General features: G+C 70.9%; 19 protein-coding genes and 1 pseudogene. 7 read left to right on the top strand and 13 right to left on the bottom strand.

What is annotated here, in order from left to right:
* The 3 genes and pseudogenes from AB0J64_RS41835 to AB0J64_RS41825 form a co-directional block, all read right to left on the bottom strand.
* The coding region (locus AB0J64_RS41835; RefSeq protein ID WP_364040578.1) for a transposase at positions 1-730 on the bottom strand (730 nt) is incomplete at its 3' end.
* Between the two features lie 6 nt (positions 731-736).
* Positions 737-841: pseudogene (locus AB0J64_RS41830) on the bottom strand (IS200/IS605 family transposase); the annotation flags it as partial.
* A gap of 121 nt (positions 842-962) precedes the next feature.
* Positions 963-1,538 (bottom strand): XRE family transcriptional regulator, encoded by a 576-nt coding sequence (locus tag AB0J64_RS41825; RefSeq protein ID WP_364040575.1) that lies wholly within the window; start codon positions 1,536-1,538, stop codon positions 963-965.
* Between the two features lie 87 nt (positions 1,539-1,625).
* Between AB0J64_RS41825 and AB0J64_RS41820 the strand changes: the two genes are divergently transcribed.
* Both AB0J64_RS41820 and AB0J64_RS41815 read left to right on the top strand, forming a co-directional pair.
* A complete protein-coding gene (locus AB0J64_RS41820) occupies positions 1,626-2,465 on the top strand; it encodes a DMT family transporter (RefSeq protein WP_364040572.1) in 840 nt (279 codons plus the stop codon).
* A gap of 19 nt (positions 2,466-2,484) precedes the next feature.
* A complete protein-coding gene (locus AB0J64_RS41815) occupies positions 2,485-3,429 on the top strand; it encodes a sensor histidine kinase (protein WP_364040569.1) in 945 nt (314 codons plus the stop codon).
* An 11-nt stretch (positions 3,430-3,440) separates the two neighbouring features.
* Here AB0J64_RS41815 and AB0J64_RS41810 read toward each other — a convergent pair whose 3' ends face one another.
* On the bottom strand, positions 3,441-4,025 hold the full coding sequence (locus AB0J64_RS41810; RefSeq protein ID WP_364040566.1) for a sigma-70 family RNA polymerase sigma factor: 585 nt from the start codon (positions 4,023-4,025) through the stop codon (positions 3,441-3,443).
* 246 nt (positions 4,026-4,271) lie between these two features.
* Here AB0J64_RS41810 and AB0J64_RS41805 point away from each other — a divergent pair, with 246 nt between their 5' ends.
* Complete coding sequence (locus AB0J64_RS41805; RefSeq protein ID WP_364040563.1) at positions 4,272-5,345, top strand: PLP-dependent cysteine synthase family protein; 1,074 nt, start codon at positions 4,272-4,274, stop codon at positions 5,343-5,345.
* Positions 5,346-5,347: 2 nt separating this feature from the next.
* Here AB0J64_RS41805 and AB0J64_RS41800 read toward each other — a convergent pair whose 3' ends face one another.
* On the bottom strand, positions 5,348-6,307 hold the full coding sequence (locus AB0J64_RS41800) for an iron-siderophore ABC transporter substrate-binding protein (protein ID WP_364040560.1): 960 nt from the start codon (positions 6,305-6,307) through the stop codon (positions 5,348-5,350).
* Between the two features lie 105 nt (positions 6,308-6,412).
* Here AB0J64_RS41800 and AB0J64_RS41795 point away from each other — a divergent pair, with 105 nt between their 5' ends.
* From AB0J64_RS41795 to AB0J64_RS41785, 3 genes are read left to right on the top strand one after another with little or no spacing between them, the layout of a single operon-like run.
* On the top strand, positions 6,413-7,447 hold the full coding sequence (locus AB0J64_RS41795; RefSeq protein ID WP_364040557.1) for an iron ABC transporter permease: 1,035 nt from the start codon (positions 6,413-6,415) through the stop codon (positions 7,445-7,447).
* On the top strand, positions 7,447-8,490 hold the full coding sequence (locus tag AB0J64_RS41790) for an iron chelate uptake ABC transporter family permease subunit (protein WP_364040554.1): 1,044 nt from the start codon (positions 7,447-7,449) through the stop codon (positions 8,488-8,490). Before AB0J64_RS41795 ends, AB0J64_RS41790 begins: the two co-directional genes overlap by 1 nt.
* A complete protein-coding gene (locus tag AB0J64_RS41785) occupies positions 8,487-9,290 on the top strand; it encodes an ABC transporter ATP-binding protein (protein ID WP_364040551.1) in 804 nt (267 codons plus the stop codon). Before AB0J64_RS41790 ends, AB0J64_RS41785 begins: the two co-directional genes overlap by 4 nt.
* Here the strand turns inward: AB0J64_RS41785 and AB0J64_RS41780 are convergent.
* The 7 genes from AB0J64_RS41780 to AB0J64_RS41750 all read right to left on the bottom strand — a co-directional run bounded on the left by AB0J64_RS41780 (position 9,211) and on the right by AB0J64_RS41750 (position 19,103).
* On the bottom strand, positions 9,211-10,467 hold the full coding sequence (locus tag AB0J64_RS41780) for an MFS transporter (RefSeq protein ID WP_364040548.1): 1,257 nt from the start codon (positions 10,465-10,467) through the stop codon (positions 9,211-9,213). The genes AB0J64_RS41785 and AB0J64_RS41780 overlap by 80 nt on opposite strands.
* An 8-nt stretch (positions 10,468-10,475) precedes the next feature.
* The gene (locus AB0J64_RS41775; protein ID WP_364040545.1) at positions 10,476-12,152 is read right to left on the bottom strand and encodes a tetratricopeptide repeat protein; all 1,677 of its coding nucleotides are present in this window, start codon (positions 12,150-12,152) and stop codon (positions 10,476-10,478) included.
* A gap of 256 nt (positions 12,153-12,408) precedes the next feature.
* Positions 12,409-13,587: a signal recognition particle-docking protein FtsY gene (ftsY, locus tag AB0J64_RS41770; RefSeq protein ID WP_364040542.1), complete on the bottom strand. Its 1,179-nt coding sequence runs from the start codon at positions 13,585-13,587 to the stop codon at positions 12,409-12,411.
* A gap of 61 nt (positions 13,588-13,648) precedes the next feature.
* Entirely contained in the window at positions 13,649-17,329 is a 3,681-nt protein-coding gene (locus tag AB0J64_RS41765; protein ID WP_364040539.1) for an AAA family ATPase, read from the bottom strand.
* A 176-nt stretch (positions 17,330-17,505) separates the two neighbouring features.
* The gene (locus AB0J64_RS41760; protein WP_106249247.1) at positions 17,506-17,700 is read right to left on the bottom strand and encodes a hypothetical protein; all 195 of its coding nucleotides are present in this window, start codon (positions 17,698-17,700) and stop codon (positions 17,506-17,508) included.
* 190 nt (positions 17,701-17,890) lie between these two features.
* Positions 17,891-18,178: an acylphosphatase gene (locus AB0J64_RS41755; RefSeq protein ID WP_364040536.1), complete on the bottom strand. Its 288-nt coding sequence runs from the start codon at positions 18,176-18,178 to the stop codon at positions 17,891-17,893.
* A gap of 22 nt (positions 18,179-18,200) precedes the next feature.
* The gene (locus AB0J64_RS41750; protein ID WP_364040533.1) at positions 18,201-19,103 is read right to left on the bottom strand and encodes a LysR family transcriptional regulator; all 903 of its coding nucleotides are present in this window, start codon (positions 19,101-19,103) and stop codon (positions 18,201-18,203) included.
* 91 nt (positions 19,104-19,194) lie between these two features.
* On the opposite strand from AB0J64_RS41750, the gene AB0J64_RS41745 reads away from it, so the two are divergent.
* On the top strand, positions 19,195-20,358 hold the full coding sequence (locus tag AB0J64_RS41745; protein WP_364040530.1) for an MFS transporter: 1,164 nt from the start codon (positions 19,195-19,197) through the stop codon (positions 20,356-20,358).
* On the opposite strand, the gene mutM is transcribed toward AB0J64_RS41745, so the two are convergent.
* On the bottom strand, positions 20,306-21,151 hold the full coding sequence (gene mutM / locus AB0J64_RS41740; RefSeq protein ID WP_364040527.1) for a bifunctional DNA-formamidopyrimidine glycosylase/DNA-(apurinic or apyrimidinic site) lyase: 846 nt from the start codon (positions 21,149-21,151) through the stop codon (positions 20,306-20,308). The two genes, AB0J64_RS41745 and mutM, sit on opposite strands and share 53 nt — an antisense overlap.
* Positions 21,152-21,251: the final 100 nt, after the last annotated feature.

Genomic DNA, 21,251 nt, shown 5'->3' with positions numbered 1-21,251 from the left:
GCCGCACCTTCGCCAGCGCCTTGCCCAGCTTCGCGGCGGCGTGCTTGCGCCGGGCCGAGCCCTTCTGGGTGCGGGCCAGGCAACGCTGGAGCGTGGCGGCGTGTTCGACCTCCCGCTCGCGGGCGAACACCTGGTGGTGGAAGAGGCCGTCCGAGCGGGTGACGACCTTGGCCACCCCCCGGTCGATACCGACCGCGCTGCCCGGACTGGCATGCCGCTCCGGCGTGACCACGCCGTCCTCGACGAGGAAACTGACATACCAGTGCTCGCCGTCCCGGCTGACGGTGGCGTTCTTCACCCTCCCGCCCAGCGGGCGGGTGATGCGGAAACGGACCCAGCCGAGCTTGGGCAGTTTCGCCCGCGCCCAGCGCCGATTCAACCGCTCGACGGCGATCTTGGCGCCCTCGGGGAACCGGAACGACGGCCGCGTCCTGGCCCTGGACTTCCAGCGCACCTTCCACGTCCCGTGCCGCGAACACGCCTGGTCCAAGTCGATGAGCGTCTGCTGAAGACAATGGCCGGGCACCTCTGCCAGCCAGCCGAACTCGCCCTTGGCCTCAGCAAGTTGGCGGGCCTGCTCGTGATAGCCGATCCACCCGCCCCGGCGGCGGTAGCTGCGGCGCTGCTCCAGAGCGGTGTTCCACACACTGCGGCAAGCGCCGCCAATCCGCTCGGCGAACTCAGCCTGCTCAGGCGTGAGGCCCAGGCGGTACTTACGCCCGGTCAGCATCCGCGATCACCGCCTCTTCTGGTTCTCGACGTACCGCTTGACGACATCCACAGGTGCCCCACCCACAGTGGCAACGAAGGAGGAGCTGGTTCACAATGTCGGCAACTTCGACGAAGCTCGGGAGCTCCTGACGGGGTCCGCACCCTGGACTTCGATCGGCAGGCGCCGGAGAGATCACGAGCGCATACGTTACAGATCGTGACCGAGATTTTCCACACTGTTGCGAATCCCGCTAATGGTCGTGCGCCTCACGAGGCTCGGCGACCACCATGATCAGCCTGAGCTCCTCCTCGCCCCTGTTCTCGTAGCGATGGGGCCGATCGGCGGTGAAGAGCACCGCGTCGTCCTTCCCGACCACGTGGCTCCTGCCGTACACGGTGAGCGTCAGCTCGCCGTCCAGCACGGTCAGCATCTCGCGGGTGCCCGGCGGATGGGCGTCGCCGTCGTGGTGCTCGCCGGGCGCCAGCCGCCAGTCCCACAGCTCCAGGATCATCGGCACGTCCGCGCCGACCAGCAGCCGCGCCTGGACGTCCCCCTGGTCGAACGTGACCACGTCGGACTTGCTCACGATCCGCACCGTGGGCACGTCGGCGACCTCGACGAGCCTGGCCACGGTGACGCCCAGGGCGGAGGCGATCCTGGTGAGCGTGGAGACGCTGGGGTTCGTCCTGCCCTGCTCCACCTGGACCAGCATGCCCCGGCTCACCCCCGACCTGGCCGCCAGCGCGTCCAGCGTCAGGCCTCGGTGCGCGCGCTGGGCGCGCACGTTGTTGGCGATGGCCTGGTTGATCAGTTCCGGATCTTCCACGCAGTGCAGTCTAGTGAATTCCATTTGCAATGGAATGTACTCTATGCGTTGTACTAAGAGTTCAATCTGTTGGACTGGAGGCTACCGGTGACGGTGATCCTGGCGACCGCGTGCGCGGTGGTGTACGGCACGGCCGACTTCTTCGGCGGCCTGGCGACGCGGCGCTCCCAAGTGCTGTCCGTCGTCGTGTTGTCGCAGATCGCGGGCCTGGCGCTGATCCTCGGCCTGCTCCCGCTGCTGCCCGGCGCACCCAGCGCCCCGGCCCTGGCGTGGGGCCTGGCGGCGGGCCTGTCGGGCGCGGTCGGCCTGGTGCTGTTCTACCGGGCGCTGGCCACGGGCGTCATGTCGGTGGTGGCCCCGACGACCGCCGTCACCTCCGCCGCGCTGCCCGTGGTGTTCGGGCTGGCGACGGGCGAGCGGTCCGCGTTCTGGGCGCTGGTGGGCGTGGTCCTGGCGCTGGGCGCGGTGCTGCTGGTCAGCCAGGACAGGTCCGCCGACCGGCGCGGCTCGTTCGCCTCGGTGCTGACCGCGCTGGCCGCGGGTGCCGGGTTCGGCGGCTTCTTCATCCTCCTCGCCATGGCGCCGCACGAGGCGGGCCTGTGGCCGCTGGTGGGCGCCAGGCTGTCATCGGTGACGGCCGTGGCGCTGCTGGCGCTGGCCACGCGGCGGACGCTGAAGCCCGGCCCGGGTTCGCTGCACATCATCGTGGCGGCGGGCGTGCTCGACATGGCGGCCAACGTGCTCTACCTGCTGGCCCAGCAGAACGGCCTGCTCAGCCTCGTCGCCGTGCTGGTCTCGCTCTATCCCGCGAGCACCCTGCTGCTGGCCAGGCAGGTGCTGGGCGAGCGGCTGCGGGCGATCCAGGTGGCCGGTGTGACCTGCGCGCTCGGGGCGGTGGCGTTGATAGCCGTTGCGCAGCCCCACTAGCGCTTGCTACGTTTCGCCCGTGCGCCCTGGCAGGGCACCTTCCGATGGCGAGTCGCTGCGGCATGTCGCCGTGCCGTACGACTCGGATGAGGCGTTTCTCCGCCTGACCGTGCCGCGCGTGCGCGCGGCCCTCGCCGAGGGCAGGCGCGTGCTGGTCATCACGTGCGCGACCAAGCTCTCCTTGCTGCGGGACGCGCTCGGCCCCGACGCCGAGCGCGTCGACGGCCGGGTCTCCACCTCGTGGTACGGCCACCCGTACCGGACCCTGGCCGCCTACCACGAGTACACCCGCGACCAGCGCACCCTCGTCATCTGCGAGCCCAGCTGGGAGGGCAGGAGCGAGCGGGACATCAGGGAGCTGATCCGCTACGAGTCCGTGCTCAACGCCGCGCTCCACGCGACGGCCCTGACCATGCTCTGCCTGTACGACGTGCGCCGCGCACCCGAGACCGCGCTCGACTTCGGGCCGGTCAGCCACCCTCTCCTGCTGGACGCGGAGGGCGAGTCGGCGAGCAGCCGCTTCGTCGAACCCCACGAGCTGGTGCTGAACGGCGACCACGCACCTCTGCCGGATCCGGACGGCGACGCCTGGACGATCCCCTTCACCGCCCGCGAGCTGCGGCGGCTGCGTCAAACCGTCGGCGACTACGCCAGGTCGGCCGGCATGGACCCCGACCTGGTCACCTCACTCATGATCAGCGTCTCCGAGATCGCCGCGAACAGCATCGAGCACGGCGCCGGGCACGGCATGATCACGATGTGGGTCAGCGACGGCGAGCTGATCTGCGAGATCGCCGATCCCGGCGGCTTCGTGGACGACCCCTTACCCGGCTACATACCACCCGAGCCCGGATCCCCTCGGGGATACGGGCTCTGGATCAGCCGGCAGCTCTGCGATCTCGTGGAGCTGCGCCATGAAGGCGGCGTGTTACGCGTCCGCCTTCATGTCACTATGAGGTCCTAGGGGATGGTTCTTCAGGCCGCGCGCTGGGCGGGGAGCCGGACGGCGCCCTCTTCGCGGGCGTACTCCTCCAGCATGCCGCGCAGCTGGCGGCGGCCCCGGTGCAGGCGGGACATGACCGTGCCGATGGGCGTGCCCATGCGCTCGGCGATCTCCTTGTACGCGAACCCCTCGACGTCGGCCAGGTAGACGGCCACACGGAAGTCCTCGGGGAGCGAACGCAGGGCGTTCATCACGACATTGTCGGGCAGCCGGTCCAGCGCCTCGGTCTCGGCGGAGCGCAGACCGGTCGAGCTGTGCGACTCGGCGGCGTGCAGCTGCCAGTCCTCGATGTCCTCGGCGGCCGAGAGCTTCGGCGAGCGCTGCTTCTTCCGGTAGTCGTTGATGAAGTTGTTCGTGAGGATCCGGTGCAGCCACGCCTTGAGGTTGGTGCCTTCCCGGAACTGGTGATACGACGTGTACGCCTTCGCCACCGTCTCCTGTACCAGGTCCTCCGCGTCAGCGGCGTTACGGGTCAGGCGCATGGCGGAGGCGAAAAGCTGCGAGGTCACGGGCACGACATCGCGCTCGAACCAGTCCTGACGCTGCTCATCGGTCATAGTGATCAATTCATTCCCCCTTGCGCTATCCCCCGTTCCGGCACAAGCCGCCTGAGGGCGGATTCCATCATGGCAAGCCCCGGTTAAGGGACGCGTTAGAGATCCGCCTTGGTCAGAGGGGGTTTCCGTCCATCTGCTCGCGGCGTGTGCGATCACGTCCACGGCCGGACAAGTCTCAGTATCATAACACTACCCGCCCAATTTTTCGGAAATAGTGGCGAGAGTCACATGGGATAGCGTATGGGCATGAGTTTCGTGGACCGTCACGACCTGGGGACGCGCCGCTGGGTGGCGGAGGCCATACGTAAGGTCGAGGCCGACGCCAACCGTAGCTGCGACACACACCTTCACGTCTTTCCGCTTCCCTCGCACTGGGGTGTAAACCTCTACTTGAAAGACGAGTCAGTGCACCCCACTGGTTCACTCAAACATCGACTTGCTCGTTCCCTCTTCCTGTACGGCCTTGCCAACGGCTGGATCGGGCCCACCACGACGATCGTGGAGGCGTCGAGCGGATCCACGGCCGTGAGCGAGGCGTACTTCGCCCGCCTGCTCGGCCTGCCGTTCATCGCGGTCATGCCGGCGTCCACGTCGCCCGAGAAGTGTCACCTCATCGAGTTCTATGGTGGGAAATGTCACCTCGTGTCGGACCCTGGCGCGATCTATGAGGAATCTCACCGCCTGGCCGCCGAGACCGGCGGCCACTTCATGGACCAGTTCACCTACGCGGAGCGGGCCACCGACTGGCGTGGCAACAACAACATCGCCGAGTCCATCTACTCCCAGATGTCCATGGAGCCCCATCCGGAGCCCGCGTGGATCGTGGTGGGCGCCGGCACCGGGGGCACGTCCTCCACCATCGGCCGCTACATCCGCTACCGCCGCCACGCCACCCGCCTGGCCGTCGTCGACCCCGAGGGCTCGGCCTTCTACCCGAGCTGGATCTCCGGCGACGCCTCGGTCACCGCGCCAGGCTCCCGCATCGAGGGCATCGGCCGACCCCGCGTGGAGCCCTCGTTCCAGCCGTCCGTCATCGACCGCATGATCGCCGTGCCCGACGCCCGCTCGATCGCCGCCATGCACTGGACGCGCGAGGTCACGGGGCTGGACGTGGGCGGCTCGACGGGGACGAACATGGCGGCCTGCGTGGACCTGATCGGCGAGATGCGCGCGGCGGGCGAGCAGGGCAGCATCGTCACGCTGGTCTGCGACAGCGGCGACCGTTACCGCGGCACGTACGGCAACCCGCAGTGGCTCGCCGGCCAGGGCCTCGACGTCGACCCCCACCTGACGGAGCTCCGCGCGTTCCTGAACTCCTGAGTTCAGGAACGCGCGGGGTCCACCGAGAAGAGCTTGGCCACGTCGTCCAGGATCGCGTGCGCGCCCTGGATCCCCACCGCGGTCATCCAGGTCAGGTCCTGGACCTCGTGCTTCTCGCCCTTGAGCTTGCTCCAGAGCGGGTTGTTCACGAACTTCTCCTTGGGCCCCTCGGCCGACGGGTCCGGATATGTCGCGACGAAGATGTGGTCGGCGTCCAGGTCCGAGATCCGCTCCTGGCTGACGTCCACCGCGATGGCGTCCTGCTTGGTCGGCTGCCCCTCGGGCCGCGGGAACCCGACGTCCTTCATCACCAGCCCGGAGTAGGACTTCTCCACATAAAGCCTGACCGTCGGCTCGCCGGCGAACCGCACGACCGAGATCGTCGGCATCTCGCCGTCCTTCGCCTTGACGGCCGCGCCGATCTTGGCCGCCCGGCTCTCGTACTCCTTGATCCTGGTGTCGGCGAGCTGCTCCTTGCCCAGGGCCTGCCCCATGAGCCGCAGGTTCTCCTTCCAGATGGCCCCGGTGGTCTCGCTGAACACGGTGGGCGCGATCTTGGAGAGCTTGTCGTACAGGGCCTCGTGCCGGACCTTCGCCGAGACGATCAGGTCCGGCTTCAGCGCCATGATCTTCTCCAGGCTGGGCTGCTCCAGCGTCCCGACCGGGGTCGCCTCCTTGCCGTACCGCTCGGCCACGGCCCCCAGGTAGGCGGGCAGCTTGTCGTCGAGCGAGCGGTACGTCGTGTACCCCACCACCGGCGTCTCCAGCGTGAGCACCGCGTCGACGAAGCTCTGGTCGAGCGCCACCACCCGCTTCGGCTGGGCAGGGATCACGGTCTCGCCCATGGCGTGTTTGACGGTCTTGAACGCGGAGGGGGCGGCCTCGGGTTCGCCCGTGGAAGAGCCGCAGGCCGCGAGCCCCGCCACCAGGACGGCGCCGACCAGCACACGCAACGATCGCATCAGATCCCTTTCCCGAATTCAAAAGTAAGGTAACCCTAAATTAGGTTAGCCCTGCCTAAGCTGGCATACTTCTGCAGAATCGACCAAATGGTGAGGAGGACGCGGGTGAGTGCGACCGCCGTGGCACCGCGCCTCCAGGTCCTCCGGCAAAGGCGGCTCACCGTACTCCTCGCGCTGCTCACCGCCGTGTTCGTCGCGATCGTGCTGAGCATCACCATCGGCTCCAAGTCCGTGCCGCTCCCCGACGCCTGGCACGCGCTCACCGCCCCCACCGGGACGGAGAACGACATCGTCATCCGCTCGCTCCGGATCCCCAGGACCGCCCTGGGGATCCTCGCCGGGATCGCACTGGGCGTGGCGGGCGCGCTCATGCAGGGCCACACCCGCAACCCGCTCGCCGACCCGGGGCTGCTCGGCGTCACACAGGGGGCGGCGTTCGCGATGGTGTCCTCGATCATCCTGCTCGGCGCCTCCAGCCTGCTCGCCTACATCTGGTTCGGCCTGGCGGGCGCGCTGGTCGCCAGCGTCGCCGTGTTCGCGCTCGGCATGGTGGGCGGCAGGGGCGGCCCGACCCCGGTCACGCTGGCGCTGGCCGGCACCGCGGTGAGCGCCCTCCTGTACGCCCTGACCTCGGCCATCGTGCTGCTGGACGAGCAGGCGATGGACGTGTTCCGCTTCTGGCAGGCCGGCTCGATCGCGGCCAGGGGCCCCGACGTGGTCTGGCAGGTGCTGCCGTTCATCGTCGTGGGCCTGGTGCTCGCGATGGTCAACGCGCCCGGCCTGAACGCGCTCTCCCTGGGCGAGGACGTGGCCAGGAGCCTCGGCCAGAACATCGCCAGGACCCGCACCGTCGGCATCGCCGCGGTGACCCTGCTGTCCGGCGCGTCCGTCGCGGCCTGCGGCTCGCTGGCGTTCGTGGGCCTGATCGTGCCCCATCTGGTCCGCCCGCTGTCGGGCACCGACCACCGGTGGCTGCTGCCGTACTCGGGGCTGGTCGGGGCGGCGCTGCTGCTGCTCGCCGACGTGATCGGCCGGGTGGTGGCCCCGCCGGGGGAGCTGGAGGTAGGCGTGGTGCTCGCCCTGCTCGGCGCGCCGTTCTTCGTCGCGCTCGTACGACGCAGGAAGCCCGTGCGACTGTGATGACCGCTCTCCCCCTGCGCGTCGCCGGCCTGTCCTGGCGGGTACGGCTGCGCGGCGTCACCGTCACACTGACGGGACTCGCCCTCCTCGTCCTGCTCATGGCCTTGAACATGCGCATCGGCGAGCTCCGGATGAGCCTGCCGGACGTGGTCGCCGGCACGTTCGACGTCGACAGCGCCGCCCACTTCGTCATCATGGAGCTGCGCCTGCCGCGCGCCCTCACCGGCGCCCTGGTCGGCGCCGCGCTCGCGCTGTCCGGCGCGATCATCCAGTCCATCGCGCGCAACCCGCTGGCCAGCCCCGAGATCCTCGGCGTCACCACCGGCGCCTCCGTGACGGTCGTGGCCGGCGTCGTGGCCAGCGGCACCGCGTACGGCGGCACCAGCGGCCTGCTGGCCACCCTCGGCATCCCCGCGCTGGCCCTGGCCGGCGGCCTGATCGGCGCGGCCGTCGTCTACGGGCTGGCCTGGCGGCGCGGCCTGGACGGCTACCGCCTGGTCCTGGTCGGCATCGGCGTGGCCGCGGTGTTCACGAACATCAAGTTCTGGCTCCTGACCGTCGGCGACGTGAACGACACCGGTCGCGCCATGGTCTGGATCAGCGGCTCGCTCAACGGCCGCGGCTGGGAGCATGTGACGCCGACGGCGCTGGCCCTGGTCGTGCTCGTGCCGCTGACCCTGCTCGGCACCCGCTCGCTGGACGCCCTGAGGTTCGGTGACGACACGATCACCGCGCTCGGCGTCCGCACGAACCTGGCCCGCGCCCTGATGATCCTGGCCGCCGTGCTGCTGGCCGCGGTGGCCACCGCCTCGGCGGGGCCGATCGCGTTCGTGGCCCTCGCCTCGCCGCAGATCGCGCTCAGGCTCACCCGCTCCGCCCAGCCGCCGCTGCTGTGCTCGGCGGTCGTCGGCGCCGTGCTCACCGCCGCCGCCGACCTGATCGCCAGGACCGCGTTCTCCCCGCTGGAGCTGCCCGTCGGCATCGTCACCGCCGTGCTGGGCGCCCCGTACCTGATCCACCTGATCTGGAGGTCACGCAAATGAGACTGCAGGCCGCCGGCGTCAAGCTCGGGTACGGCGACCGCCTGGTGGTCGACGGCCTCGACCTCGGCATCGAGGCGGGCACCGTGACCACGATCATCGGCCCGAACGGCTGCGGCAAGTCCACGCTGCTGCGCGCGCTCGGCCGCCTGCTCAAGCCCCAGGGCGGCGAGGTGCTGCTGGACGGCAAGCGCATCGACAAGGTCCCCACCCGCGAGGTCGCCAAGGTCCTCGGCGTGCTCCCCCAGGCGCCCACCGCCCCGGAGGGGCTGACCGTGGCCGACCTGGTGGCCAGGGGCAGGCATCCGCACCAGACGTGGTACCGGCAGTGGTCGTCGGACGACGAGAGCGCCGTCGCCTCCGCCCTGGACATGACCGGCCTGGCCGACCTGGCCGAGCGGCCGCTGGAGGAGCTGTCGGGCGGGCAGCGGCAGCGGGCGTGGATCTCCATGGCCCTGGCCCAGGGCACCGACCTGCTGCTGCTCGACGAGCCGACCACGTTCCTGGACCTGGCGCACCAGGTGGAGGTCCTGGAGCTCGTACGGCACCTGCACCAGGAGGCGGGCCGCACGGTCGTCATGGTCCTGCACGACCTCAACCTGGCCGCCCGCTACGCCGACCGGCTGGTGGCCATGCGCGCCGGCAAGGTGATCGCCGCGGGCACCCCGCACGAGGTGCTGACCGAGGAGCTGCTGCGCGAGGTGTTCGACCTGGACGCCAAGGTCATCGAGGATCCGGTGGCGGGGACTCCGCTGGTGGTTCCGATCGGGCCGCGTTCGCATCCTGGAGGGCCGCGAGCCTGACCCGCCGCAGCGGCGAGCGCGCCACGGCCGCCGCGATGGCGAGCCAGCTCACCCCGGCGAAGGCCATCAGCACGTACGCGTCGCGCACGAAGGACTCGAACACCCCGGTCGCGAGCGAGGCGAGGGGGATGGACAGGAAGGCGATCATCCTGGCCGTGCCGAGCACCCGCCCGAGCAGCTCGTCCGGCACGAGGAGCTGGCGGACGGTCGCGGTGGCCACGATCGACGTGCCGGCCGCGGCGAACTGCCCCAGCCACGCGAGCCCGATCAGCACGGGACCGCGCGCCGGGATCATCAGCAGCATCGCCACGCCGCCCGCGACCACCGCCCAGCAGATCACCCGGCCCGGCGGATACCGGCGGATCAGCCGGCTGCCGAGCACGGCGCCCAGCACCGCGCCCGCCCCCTGGAAGGCGTAGACCACGCCGATCTCGCCGGGCGTGAACCCGTGATAGGAGCTCAGGTAGTAGACCAGGCTCGCCAGCAGCAGCCAGACGCCGAAGTTGCAGGCCAGGGCGGTGAGCGCGGTGGTGAGCACGACCTTGTCGCCGCCCATGAGGAAGCGCAGCCCCTCGCGCATGTCCGCGAGCACCGAGCGCCCCCGGGCCGTGGCCACGGCCGAGGTCCTCCTGATGAGCCAGATCAGCAGCGCCGACGCCAGGAACGTCCCGGCGTCGGCGTAGACGGCGACCTCGTAGCCGAAGCTCACGACGAGCGCGCCGCCGACCGCCGGGCCGATCATGTTCACCGCGTGCTCGCCCATGTGGATGCGCGCGTTGGCCTGCGGCAGCCGGTCAACGGGGACCAGCGACGGGACGATCGACCTGAACGCGGGCTGGTACAGCGGATCGACGCAGGCCAGCAGGAAGGCCACCAGGTAGAGCGGCCAGAGCTGCGACGCCCCCGCGCTGACCATGACCGCGAGCACGGCCGTGATCGCCCCGGAGACGACGTCGCCGATCACCAGCACGCGCCTGCGGTCCAGCCGGTCCGCCAGCACCCCGCCGAACATCCCCAGCACCAGGTACGGCAGGTACTCCATGACGTAGACCAGCCCGGTGCCGAGCGCGGACCCGGTCAGGTCGTAGACCAGCAGCGGAAGCGCCAGCCGGTAGATCCAGGTGCCGAGCGACGAGGCCAGGAACGCGCTCAGCAGCAGCCAGTAGTGCCTGCCCATGAGTCGAGTCACACCTCGGCGAGCGCCCGCCCGACGTCCTGGTCGTCAGGAGCCAGCTCGGCGGCTCTGAGCAGGTCCTGCCTGGCCTGGCCCGCCAGCCCCGCGGCCCGGTAGACCACGGACCTGTTGAACAGCAGCTCGGCCGTCTCCCCCAGCTCCAGCGCGCGCGTCAGGTCGGCCAGCGCCGTTTCGTGGTCGCCGCGCTCGAAGGCCAGCTCGGCCCGGCCCGCCCAGGCCGCCACCAGTCCGGGGTCGCTCTTCAGCGCCCCGTCGAACGCGGCCAGCGCCTCCGGGCGCCGCCCCTCGGCCAGCTCCACCTGCCCGAGCACACACAGCAGGTGCGGGTCGCGCGGCGTCAGCTCCAGCCCGCGCAGCACGTCCTCCCTGGCCCTCGCGTACTCCCCCAGCCCCGCGTGGATCCCGCTCCGGTTCACGTACGCGGGCGCGAAGCCGGGGTCCAGCTCCAGCGTGTGGTCCAGGTCGGCGCGGGCCCCGTCGAGATCGCCCGATGCGAACCTGACCTCGGCCCGGTTGTAGTAGGCCTCGGGGAAGGGCGGGCTGAGCCGCATGACCGCCTCGTAGTCGGCCACGGCCTCGTCCGACCGGCCGAGCCGGTGCAGCAGGTTGCCCCGCTCGAGGTAGTAGTCGGGGTAGCCGGGGTCGGCCTCGACGGCCCGCGTGTAGTCGGCCAGCGCCTCTTCCGTCCTGCCCGCCATGGCGAGGAGCTGGGCCCTGTTGGCGTACAGCACCAGCCGGTGGATCGGGTGCTCGTCGGGCAGGTCGGTCTCGGCCAGGTCGATGGCCTGCCGTACGAGCTCCGTCGCGGCCTCGTGGCGGCCCCTGCGGACCTCCACCAGGGCCTTGCCGTTGAGGTCGAACCCGAGGTGGAAGGCGCGCTCGCGGCGGTCCGGCAGCAGCGACGTGATCGTGATCGCCTCGTTGACCCAGGCCAGCGCCTCCTCGGGGTCGCGGCGGGCCGGGTCGTGGTGGCGTACCAGGATCATGGCGGTGGCGTAGGCGATGGTGGCGCGGTGCTTGGGTTCGGTGCTCTCGCGCCTGGACCTGTCGTAGAGCTCGCGGGCCTCGTCCTCGCGCTCGACGGCCTCCAGGGAGGCGGCGACGCGCCGCAGAAGGAGCCGCCGGCCCTCCGGGTCGTCGTCGTACGCCGTCCCGCGCAGCGCCTCCAGGCCCGACTCCGCCAGGGCGTGGTGGAAGCCCTCGTCGCGGTAGCGGTCGAAATCCCGGCACAACGGCCCCGCGCTCGGGGCCGACGGGCCCTCGTCGATCCGGAGCAGCTCCGGATCGACCCTGCGCCGCAGCACGGCCACCAGTTCGGTGTCGGTGTGGTCGGCCTCATCCAGGTTCGTCACGGTAAGGGCGAGCGGGCCCGCGCCGCGCAGGTGGTCGCGGATGAACTCGGCCAGCCCGTTCGCGATCCTGAGGGTGCGCCGGGCGCCCGGCACGAGAATGCGCTCACCTCTGGGCAGGCTGCCGGCCAGCGTGCGCCTGCGCTCGGGCACGGCCTCGCGTAAGGCGGGTGCGGCGGCGCGGATCTCGATGTCGTGGGCGGCGACCAGGTCGGGCCGGCGCTCCAGCGCCTGGGGGACGAGGTGGCCGAGGAGCCCGGCCGCGAACGTGTAAGGGCCGCCGATCCGGCGGTCGGCGTCAAGGATGATCGTGTCCACAGGGGCCTTTCGTCCGTGGTGGCCGGCGCCCCCGCACGAGACGCCGGCCGGGCGGCTTACTGGCCGTGCCTCGGCGAGGCCGCCCCAGTCGGCTTAACAGTGCCAGGCCGGTGAACAACGATCTTCTTCATGAACGCCCCTTTGCGCGGATCGAGCGGTAACCGCTACATGTCAGCACAGAAAATGGAGCAAACCAACGTTTATCTGGTAATGGCTATTTCTACGTTAATTAGCGAATGACCGGAAATGTCCCGCTTCAGTCTCCCAGGATCGCGTCCACGAACACCTCGGGGTCGAACGGTGCCAGGTCGTCGGGCCCCTCGCCCAGCCCCGCGAGCTTGACCGGCACCCCCAGCTCCCGCTGCACCGAGATCACGATGCCGCCCTTGGCGGTGCCGTCGAGCTTGGTCAGCGCGATCCCGGTGATGTTGACCACCTCGGCGAACACCTGAGCCTGGCGCATGCCGTTCTGGCCGGTGGTGGCGTCGAGGACGAGCAGCACCTCGTCGACCGTGGCCTTCTTCTCGATGACCCGCTTGACCTTGCCGAGCTCGTCCATGAGCCCGGTCTTGGTGTGGAGGCGGCCCGCGGTGTCGACGATGACGGTGTCGACCTTCTCCTCGATGCCCCTGGCGACGGCGTCGAACGCCACGGAGGCCGGGTCGCCGCCCTCGGGACCGCGTACGACGTCGGCGCCCACCCGCTCGCCCCAGGTCTGGAGCTGGTCGGCGGCAGCCGCCCGGAACGTGTCGGCCGCGCCGAGGACGACCTTCTTCCCGTCACCGACGAGCGAACGGGCGAGCTTGCCGGTGGTGGTGGTCTTGCCGGTGCCGTTGACGCCCACGACGAGCACCACCGCGGGCCGCTCGCCGTGCTTCTGGACGTTGAGCGTACGGTCGAGGTCGGGGTTGACCTGGGCGAGCAGCTCCTCCTTCAGCAGCCCCCGCAGCTCCTCGGGGGTGCGGCTGCCCAGCACCTTGACCTTGGTGCGCAGGTCCTCGACGACGGCACGGGTCGGCGCGACGCCCATGTCGGCGCCGATCAGCTTCTCCTCGACCTCGTCCCACACCTCGTCGTCGAGCCGGTCGCGGGAGAGCAGATCGAGCAGCCCGCGCCCGAGCGCGCTCTGCGAGCGCGCCAGCCGCGAGCGCAGCCGCACCATCCGGCCCGCGGACGGCGGCGGGACCTCGATCTCCGGCACGACGACGGCCGGCTCGGCGGGCTTGACCGGCGGCGGGAGCGTGGTGGTCGCGCCTTCGCCCTCCTCGCCGGCTCCGGCGGGCCGCTTCTCCTTCTCCTCGGGAAGCACGGGGGCCTCTGGCGGCTTGACGGGCGGGGCCGCCTTGCGACCCGGCCTGAGGTAGAGCAGGAAGCCGCCGGCCACGAGCAGCGCGACGACGGCCACGATCACTATGACGCCGAGGTAACCATCCACAAGATGTCAGTTTTCCAGATCGACCGGCATGGTCATGCCCAGGCCCCGTCTGAGCGGAGTGTCAGGCCGACTCGCGCTCCCGCAGCCGCTGGCTGACCACCTGCGTCACACCGTCACCGCGCATCGAGACGCCGTACAGCGCGTCGGCGATCTCCATCGTGCGCTTGTTGTGCGTGATGACGATCAGCTGGGAGCTCTGCCGCAGCTCCTCGAACAGCATCAGCAGCCGCTGCGTGTTCGTGTCGTCGAGCGCGGCCTCGACCTCGTCCATCACGTAGAACGGCGAGGGCCGCGCCTTGAAGATGGAGACCAGGAACGCCACGGCGGTCAGCGACCGCTCGCCGCCCGACAGCAGCGACAGCCGCTTGACCTTCTTGCCCGGCGGCCTGGCCTCGACCTCGATGCCGGTGGTCAGCATGTCGTTGGGCTCGGTCAGCACGAGCCGGCCGTCGCCGCCGGGGAACACCCTGGCGAAGATCTGCTCGAACTCCCTGGCCACGTCCTCGAACGCCGAGGCGAACATCTGCTCCACCCGGTCGTCGACCTCCTTGACCACGGTCAGCAGGTCGCGCCTGGTCTTCTTGAGGTCTTCGAGCTGGGAGTTGAGGAACGCGTGCCGCTCCTCCAGCGCCGCGAACTCCTCCAGTGCGAGGGGGTTGACCTTGCCGAGCTGGTTCATCTGCCGCTCGGCGGCCCTGGCCCGCTTCTCCTGCTCCTCGCGCACGTACGGCACGGGCGGATCGCCGGGGACGGGGGCCTCGGGGCCGTACTCGGAGATCAGCGTCTCGACCTCGACCCCGAACTCCTCCAGCGCCCGCTGCTCCATCTGCTCCAGCCGCAGCCGCTGCTCGGTGCGGGCGACCTCGCTGCCGTGCGCGCGGTTGACCAGCTTGTCGAGCTCCTGACCGAGCTCGCGTACGCGGAGGCGGACCTGCTTGAGCTCGGCGTCGACGGCGACCCTGGCGAGATCGGCCTCGTCGCGCTCCCTGGAGGCGAGCTGGACGGACGACTCGAGCGCTTGGAGCACCTGCTTGGCGCCCTTGCCGACGGACTCGGCCACGGCAGCCTGCCGGCGGCGCCTGGCGCGCTGAGCGGCCGCCTGGGCGCGCTCCTGGCGCTCACGCTGGGCGGCCCGGACGAGCCCGTCGGCGCGGCCCTCGATGCCCTTGACGCGCTCCTCGGCGGTGCGGACCTGCAGGCGGGTCTCCATCTCACGCTGCCTCGCGGCCTCGCAGGCGATCGCCAGGTCGTCGCGGACGTCGGTGGTGGGCTCGGACTCCAGCTCCTGGGCGTACTCGGCCTCGGCCAGGCGGATCTCCAGCTCGGCCAGCTCCTCCAAGCCCTCGGTACGGGACTCCTCCGCCCTGGTCACGCTCTTGGCCAGACGCTCCGCCTCGTCGTGGGCGGCGTCGGCGGCGGCCTCCAGCTGAGCCAGGCGCTTGGCGGCGGCGGCGTTGCGCTGGTCGGCCTCCCGCTGGCGGCTCCTGACCTGGTCGAGGGCGCCCTGGGCGGCGCTCACGCCCGCCTGTGCGGTGGTGACGGCGGTCTGGGCCTCGTTGACCTTGGCCTGGGCAGCCTCCAGCGCCCCCTGGGCCGCCTGCTCCCGCTCGATCGCCTCGTCCTGGGCCTCGGCCGTCTCCTCCGCCCTGCGCTCGGCCTCCTCCAGGTCCCTGACAGCCTCGTCCAGCGCGGCCCGCACCTGGAGAACGGAGGTGCCGCCCTCGGCGCCGCCGCTGGCCAGGTGCGCGCCCACCAGGTCACCTGTCCTGGTGACGGCCCTGAGGCCGGACTGTCGCCGAACGACCGCGCGGGCAGCCTCGAGGTCGTCCACGACCACGACGTCCGCGAGGATGTGGTCGAGGGCGGGCCGCAGGTGGTCGGGGACCGTGACGAGGTCGGCGGCCCACTGACCGCCCTCAGGAGCGGCCTCCGCGGTCTCCCGGCGCGCGCCCGCTGGGTGTGCCACCAGCAGGGTCGCCTGGCCCGAGCCCTGGGCGCGCAGCAGACCGAGCGCCTCGACGGCCGTGTCGAGGGTCCTGACCGCGATCGCCTCGGCCACGGGGCCCAGCACGGCCGCCACCGCCAGCTCGGCACCGGGCGCGACCTGCATCGAGGCCGCCAGTGGCCCCAGCACTCCGGCCAGGTCCGCGTCGAGCAGGGCCGCGCCGCCGTCGCCCTTGGCGAGCCCCAGCTCCAGGGCGTCGCGTCGGGCGACCAGAGCGGCCACGGAGCGCTGCGCCTCCTGGTCGGCGGCGCGCGCGGTGGCCACCCCCGACTTGGCGGCCTGCAGGGCGGCGCGCGGCGCGTCGAGGCCGGACTTGGCCTCCTCCGCCGCCGCACGCGCCTCGTCGGCGACCGCCCTGGCCTCTTCCACCAGGGCCTGCGCGGTGGCGAGCTCCTCGGCGAGCGCGGGATCGACCGCGGGCTCCTCCAGCCGCTGCGCCTCCAGGTCCTCTCTGGCTTGCCGCTCGCGCTCGGCCGCGTCGGTCACGGCCTGGCGCAGCCGGCCGATCTCCTCCTCGGCGGCCCGCGCCCGGCTCCGTACGGAATCGACCTGCCCCCGCAGCTTGGCCAGCCCCTCGCGGCGGTCGGCGGCGGCCCGGGCGGCCAGGGCGAGCCGCTGCTCCTCGGCGCTCAGCCCGGCTTCGGCCTCGGCCCGCCGCTGGACGGCCTCATCCAGCAGCTCCTGCGCCTGCTCCAGCTCTGCCTTGAGTATCAGCTCGCGCTCGCGGATCTCGGCCGCCTCGCGTTCGAGGTCCTCGGGGTCGCGGCCGCGGCGCTCGATGGCGGCGGCGTCGAGCGCGTGGCGGTGGCGTTCGGCGGCGAGCTGCGCCAGGCCGGTGATGCGCTCGCGCAGCGACGAGAGCCGGAAGTACGTCTCCTGCGCGGCGGCCAGCCGCGGCTGCGTCTCGGCCTCGGCGGCCTCCAGCGCCGCCTCGCGCTGCTGGCCCTCCGCCAGCTCGGTCTCCACCTGGTGGCGCCGGGTCATGACGGCCGCCTCGTCGGCCGCCTCGCGCTCCAGCGTCGTACGCAGGATGCACACGTCGTCGGCCAGCAGCCGCAGCCGGGCGTCACGCAGGTCGGCCTGGATGACGGCGGCCTTGCGGGCGATCTCCGCCTGGCGGCCCAGCGGCTTGAGCTGGCGGCGCAGCTCGGTGGCGAGGTCCTGCACCCGGGTCAGGTTGGCCTGCATGGCGTCGAGCTTGCGCAGCGCCTTTTCCTTGCGCTTGCGGTGCTTGAGCACGCCTGCTGCCTCTTCGATGAACGCCCGCCGGTCCTCCGGCCCCGCGTGCAGCACGGTGTCGAGCTGGCCCTGACCGACGATCACGTGCATCTCCCGGCCGATGCCCGAGTCGGACAGCAGCTCCTGGATGTCGAGCAGGCGGCAGGTGTCGCCGTTGATCGCGTATTCGCTCTGCCCCGACCTGAACATCAGCCGGCTGATCGTTACCTCGGTGTAGTCGATCGGCAGCGCGCCGTCGGAATTGTCGATGGTCAGCGTCACCTCGGCGCGCCCGAGCGGCGGCCTGGAGGAGGTGCCGGCGAAGATGACGTCCTCCATCTTGCCGCCACGCAGCGACTTGGCGCTGTGCTCGCCCATGACCCAGGCCAGGGCGTCGACGACGTTGGACTTGCCCGACCCGTTGGGGCCGACGACGCAGGTGATGCCCGGTTCGAAACGGAGGGCGGTCGCGGAGGCGAAGGACTTGAAGCCGCGCAGGGTGAGGGTCTTCAAATACAAGCGCGACCCCCTTCACCGTGATGCGGACTCGGGAAAGCCTACTGGTCCGCGCTCCCCCACGTGGGCGCGTACCTTCTGGACCGCATTGACCTGGGCAAAGGAAGCTTTCCTTTGGCGCACAAATAACAAGGGACGCCTCTGCGAGACGTCCCTGGGGTCTTGCGCTCCGATCACTCTCAGGTGAGTGCCGGCTCGCGCTCTTGCATGCGGCTTATCGCCTCATCGCGGGTTTGCGCCGCAAGAGCGTCATTGGTGGCCTGAAGTCGGATAAGTTCTGCCTCCAGATCCCGGATACGCTGCTGCAGGCGGCGCATCTCCGAGACCATTCGAGGGTCAGGACCGCCGACGTGGCCGAGTAGAGCCTTCGCCATGGTAAAGGGTCCTCCACGCTGAGTGACCAGACTGGTTCGCGCACTTCTATTCCGCGGGAGGGGTGCGCGTGGTACCTAACAAGAGTCGCACCGGCAGTGTGGGCGGTCAAGTCGAACAAACCGCTGAGCCCTACTGATGGGCACTCCCGACATACAACTATACCCTATTTGGGCGGTTTAACGGAAGGCCCTACCGTTCCACAAAACCACCCAAACTACCTCGAGGTTCGCTCCAACGTTCTACTACTCCATCCACTCTCCCCGGCGTGTCGCAACCTCTGAGCAGCTCTAGCAGCTTGACGCACGCCTCGCGGGGGCCCTCAGCGACCACTTCGACCCGGCCGTCGGCCGTGTTGCGCGCCCAGCCCTGCAGCCCCAGCTCCAGTGCCCGGGCACGGGTCCACCAGCGGAACCCCACACCCTGGACCCTGCCCCGAACCCAGGCGGTCAACCGGGCGCTCTCGCCGTTTTCCTGCATGTCCGCTCCTGTCAAGCTCCTGTCAGGCCACAAGGGACTCCACCCCGAGTGCGTGCCCGACCGCCGCCTCGTCGAACGCCCTGATCGCGGCGGTCTCGGCGGCCTTCACCCAGGCCAGACCCATGATGGACGGGTGCAGCCCCGTGACGGGCACGAAGGCCACGTCCGGACGCCTGTGGTGGGCCGCCGTCGGCGTGCAGAACAGCATGCCACCCCGGTTCAGCGCCACCTGGATCAGACCCTCCTGACTGGTGGCCACCGCACCGGCCCGGGGAATCGGACGTCCGGATGGGGTTGCGGACGGTGTCATGCGCTCGAGCCAGGCGCGCGGCGCGGGGCCGTCCAGGCTGATCAGGGGCACGTCCGACAGCTCCTCGGCGGCGATGCCCGCGCGACCGGCGAGCGGATGCCGCGTGGAGACGCCCAGCTGGTACGAGACCTCGTTCAGCCCCTCCCCGGTGGCCAGATCGGGTTCGTCCACCGGCAGCAGCGTGAACGCGATGTCCACCTGCCCGGCCCGCAACTTGCTGAAAGGGTCCGAGAGCGGGATCTCCACCAGCTCCACGTCGCATCCTGGATAGCGGCGCTCGAAGGCCCGCACACTGCCCGTGACGACGTCCGTCGGCGTGGACAGGAACCCGACCCGCAGCACGCCGGTCACCTCGCGGGCGGCCGCCCTGGCCCGGCTCACCGCATCCGCCAGGCCGTCGTAAGCGGGGCGCAGGTCGGTCAGGAAGCGCTCGCCGAGCGGCGTGAGGCGCACCCTGCGGCTGGTCCGCTGGAAGAGCCGGCCGCCGATCCTGGTCTCCAGCGCGCTTATGAGCTGGCTCACCCTCCCCGGCGACAGGTAGAGGCGTTCGGCCGTACGCGCGAAGTGCAGTTCCTCGCTGAGCACCACGAAGCACTCCAGCTCCCTGAACTCCATCCCCAGAACCTCCGGATCGCTTAGTCCACCTAAACCAAGCCTTCGGACTTCGCCATTGTTCCCGCAGGCGGCCGGGCGAAGGCTGAGTGGCATGACCATGACCGAAGTTTCCCCTGCTACAAGGGCTCGCTGGCTGGCGGTGTCGACGGTCGCGGTGGGCACCTTCACCATCGTGACCAGCGAGATGCTGCCCGTCGGGCTGCTGACCTCGATCGCCGCCACCCTTGGGGTCTCCGACGGGACGGCCGGGCTGATGATGTCCGCCCCTGGGCTGATCGCCGCCGTCTCGGCCCCCGTGCTGGCGATGACCACCCGCCGGCTGGACCGGCGGGCCGTCCTGATCGGGCTGATGGCACTGCTGGCGGCGGCGAACCTGGCGTGCGCGTTCGCACCGAGCTATCCCGTCATCCTGGCCGGCCGGGTGCTGACCGGGGTGAGCATCGGGGGGTTCTGGGCCTTCGCGGCCGGTCTGGCGACCCGGCTGGTGCCGGAGCGGTCCGTCGGCAGGGCCACCTCGATCATCCTTGCCGGGGTTTCCGTGGCGTCGGTGCTGGGGGTGCCCGCGGCGACGTTCGTCTCGTCGTTCGCGGGCTGGCGCAGCGCGTTCGCCGCGATGGGGGTGGTGGCGCTGGCCCTGATCGCGGTCCTGTACGCGACGCTGCCGCCCCTGCCCGGCGAGACCTCCGCCCAGGCCTCGGGCACCCGGCAAGGATGGCTCTCGGGGCCGCTCAAGACCGTCCTCGTCATGACCGTCCTGATCGTGTCCGGCCACTTCGCGGCCTACACCTACGTCCGGCCGTTCCTGGAGCAGATCTCGCACGCCGATCCGGCGCTCGTCAGCACCGTCCTCCTCGTGTACGGCGCCGCGGGCGTGGCCGGCAACTTCGCCGCAGGGGCGTGGGCGGCCAGGAACCCGAAGCCGGTGCTGATCATCCTGGCCGCGCTCATGGCGCTGGCCACGGCGGCGCTGCCCGCGATCGGCCTTCCCCTGGCCGTGCTGGTGGTGTGGGGCGCGGGCTACGGGGGCGTCGGGGTGACGCTGCAGCTGTGGATCATGCGGGCGGGCGGCGGCGAGCTCGGCACGGCGCTCTTCGTCAGCGCCTTCAACCTCTCCATCGCGCTCGGCGCGTTCGCCGGCGGCAGGGTCGTGGACGGGTTCTCGATCTCGGCCACGATGTGGCTGGGCGCCGGGCTGGCGGTGCTCACCGCGGTCGTCGCTGGCATCTGGGGCAGGAGTAGGACGACCGGTTCATGAACGGCTCGCGCCTGATCGGGGTGCCGCAGCGCGAGCAGGGCAGGTCGCGCCGGCCGTACACCTCCAGGGAGCGCTCGAAGTAGCCGCTCTCGCCGTTGACGTTCACGTACAGGCTGTCGAACGAGGTGCCGCCGGCCCGCAGCGCGGACGCCATGACCGTGCGCACGGCGGCCAGCAACTCGTCGATCTTGGGGCGCGTGAGCGTGTGCGTGGGCCTGGCCCAGTGGAGCCGGGCCATCCACAGGGCCTCGTCCGCGTAGATGTTGCCGACGCCGCTGATCAGCGACTGGTCGAGCAGCGCCCGCTTGATCTCGGTGTGCCTGGCCCTGAGTCTGCGGGCGAACTCGGCCTCGTCGAACACCGCCTCGAACGGGTCGGGAGCGATGTGGGAGATCGGCTCCGGCACGCCGCCGACCAGGGGCGTGACCATGACGTGGCCGAACGTCCGCTGGTCGACGAAGCGAAGGTCTGGCCCGCCGTCCTCGAAGCGGACGCGTACCCGGAGATGCTTCTCCAGCGGCGAGTCCTGGTCGACCACCAGCAGTTGACCGCTCATCCCCAGATGGGCCATGAGGGCTTCCTCGGCGCCAGACAGCCGGAGCCACAGGTATTTGCCACGGCGCTCGGCGGACAGCACCTCCCGGCCCTTCAGCCGGGCCGTGAACTCGTCGGCCCCGGGCACGTGCCGCCTGATCGCGCGGGGGTGCAGGACCTCCGCCGAGGCGATCTCACGCCCGGTGACCCATTGCGCGAGGCCGCGCCTGACGACCTCGACCTCTGGCAGCTCAGGCACCTCAGACCCCTGTGACTCGGGCACCTTCGGGCGCCCCGGGCGGTGCCCCGGGCGCTTCGGGCGGCAACCTCATTATCGCCCTCCGGACACATCCGGAGGG

Source organism: Nonomuraea sp. NPDC049695 (assembly GCF_040674955.1).
In the GTDB taxonomy this organism is placed as follows: Bacteria; Actinomycetota; Actinomycetes; order Streptosporangiales; family Streptosporangiaceae; genus Nonomuraea; species Nonomuraea helvata.
This window is presented reverse-complemented; position numbering and strand designations above follow the sequence as displayed.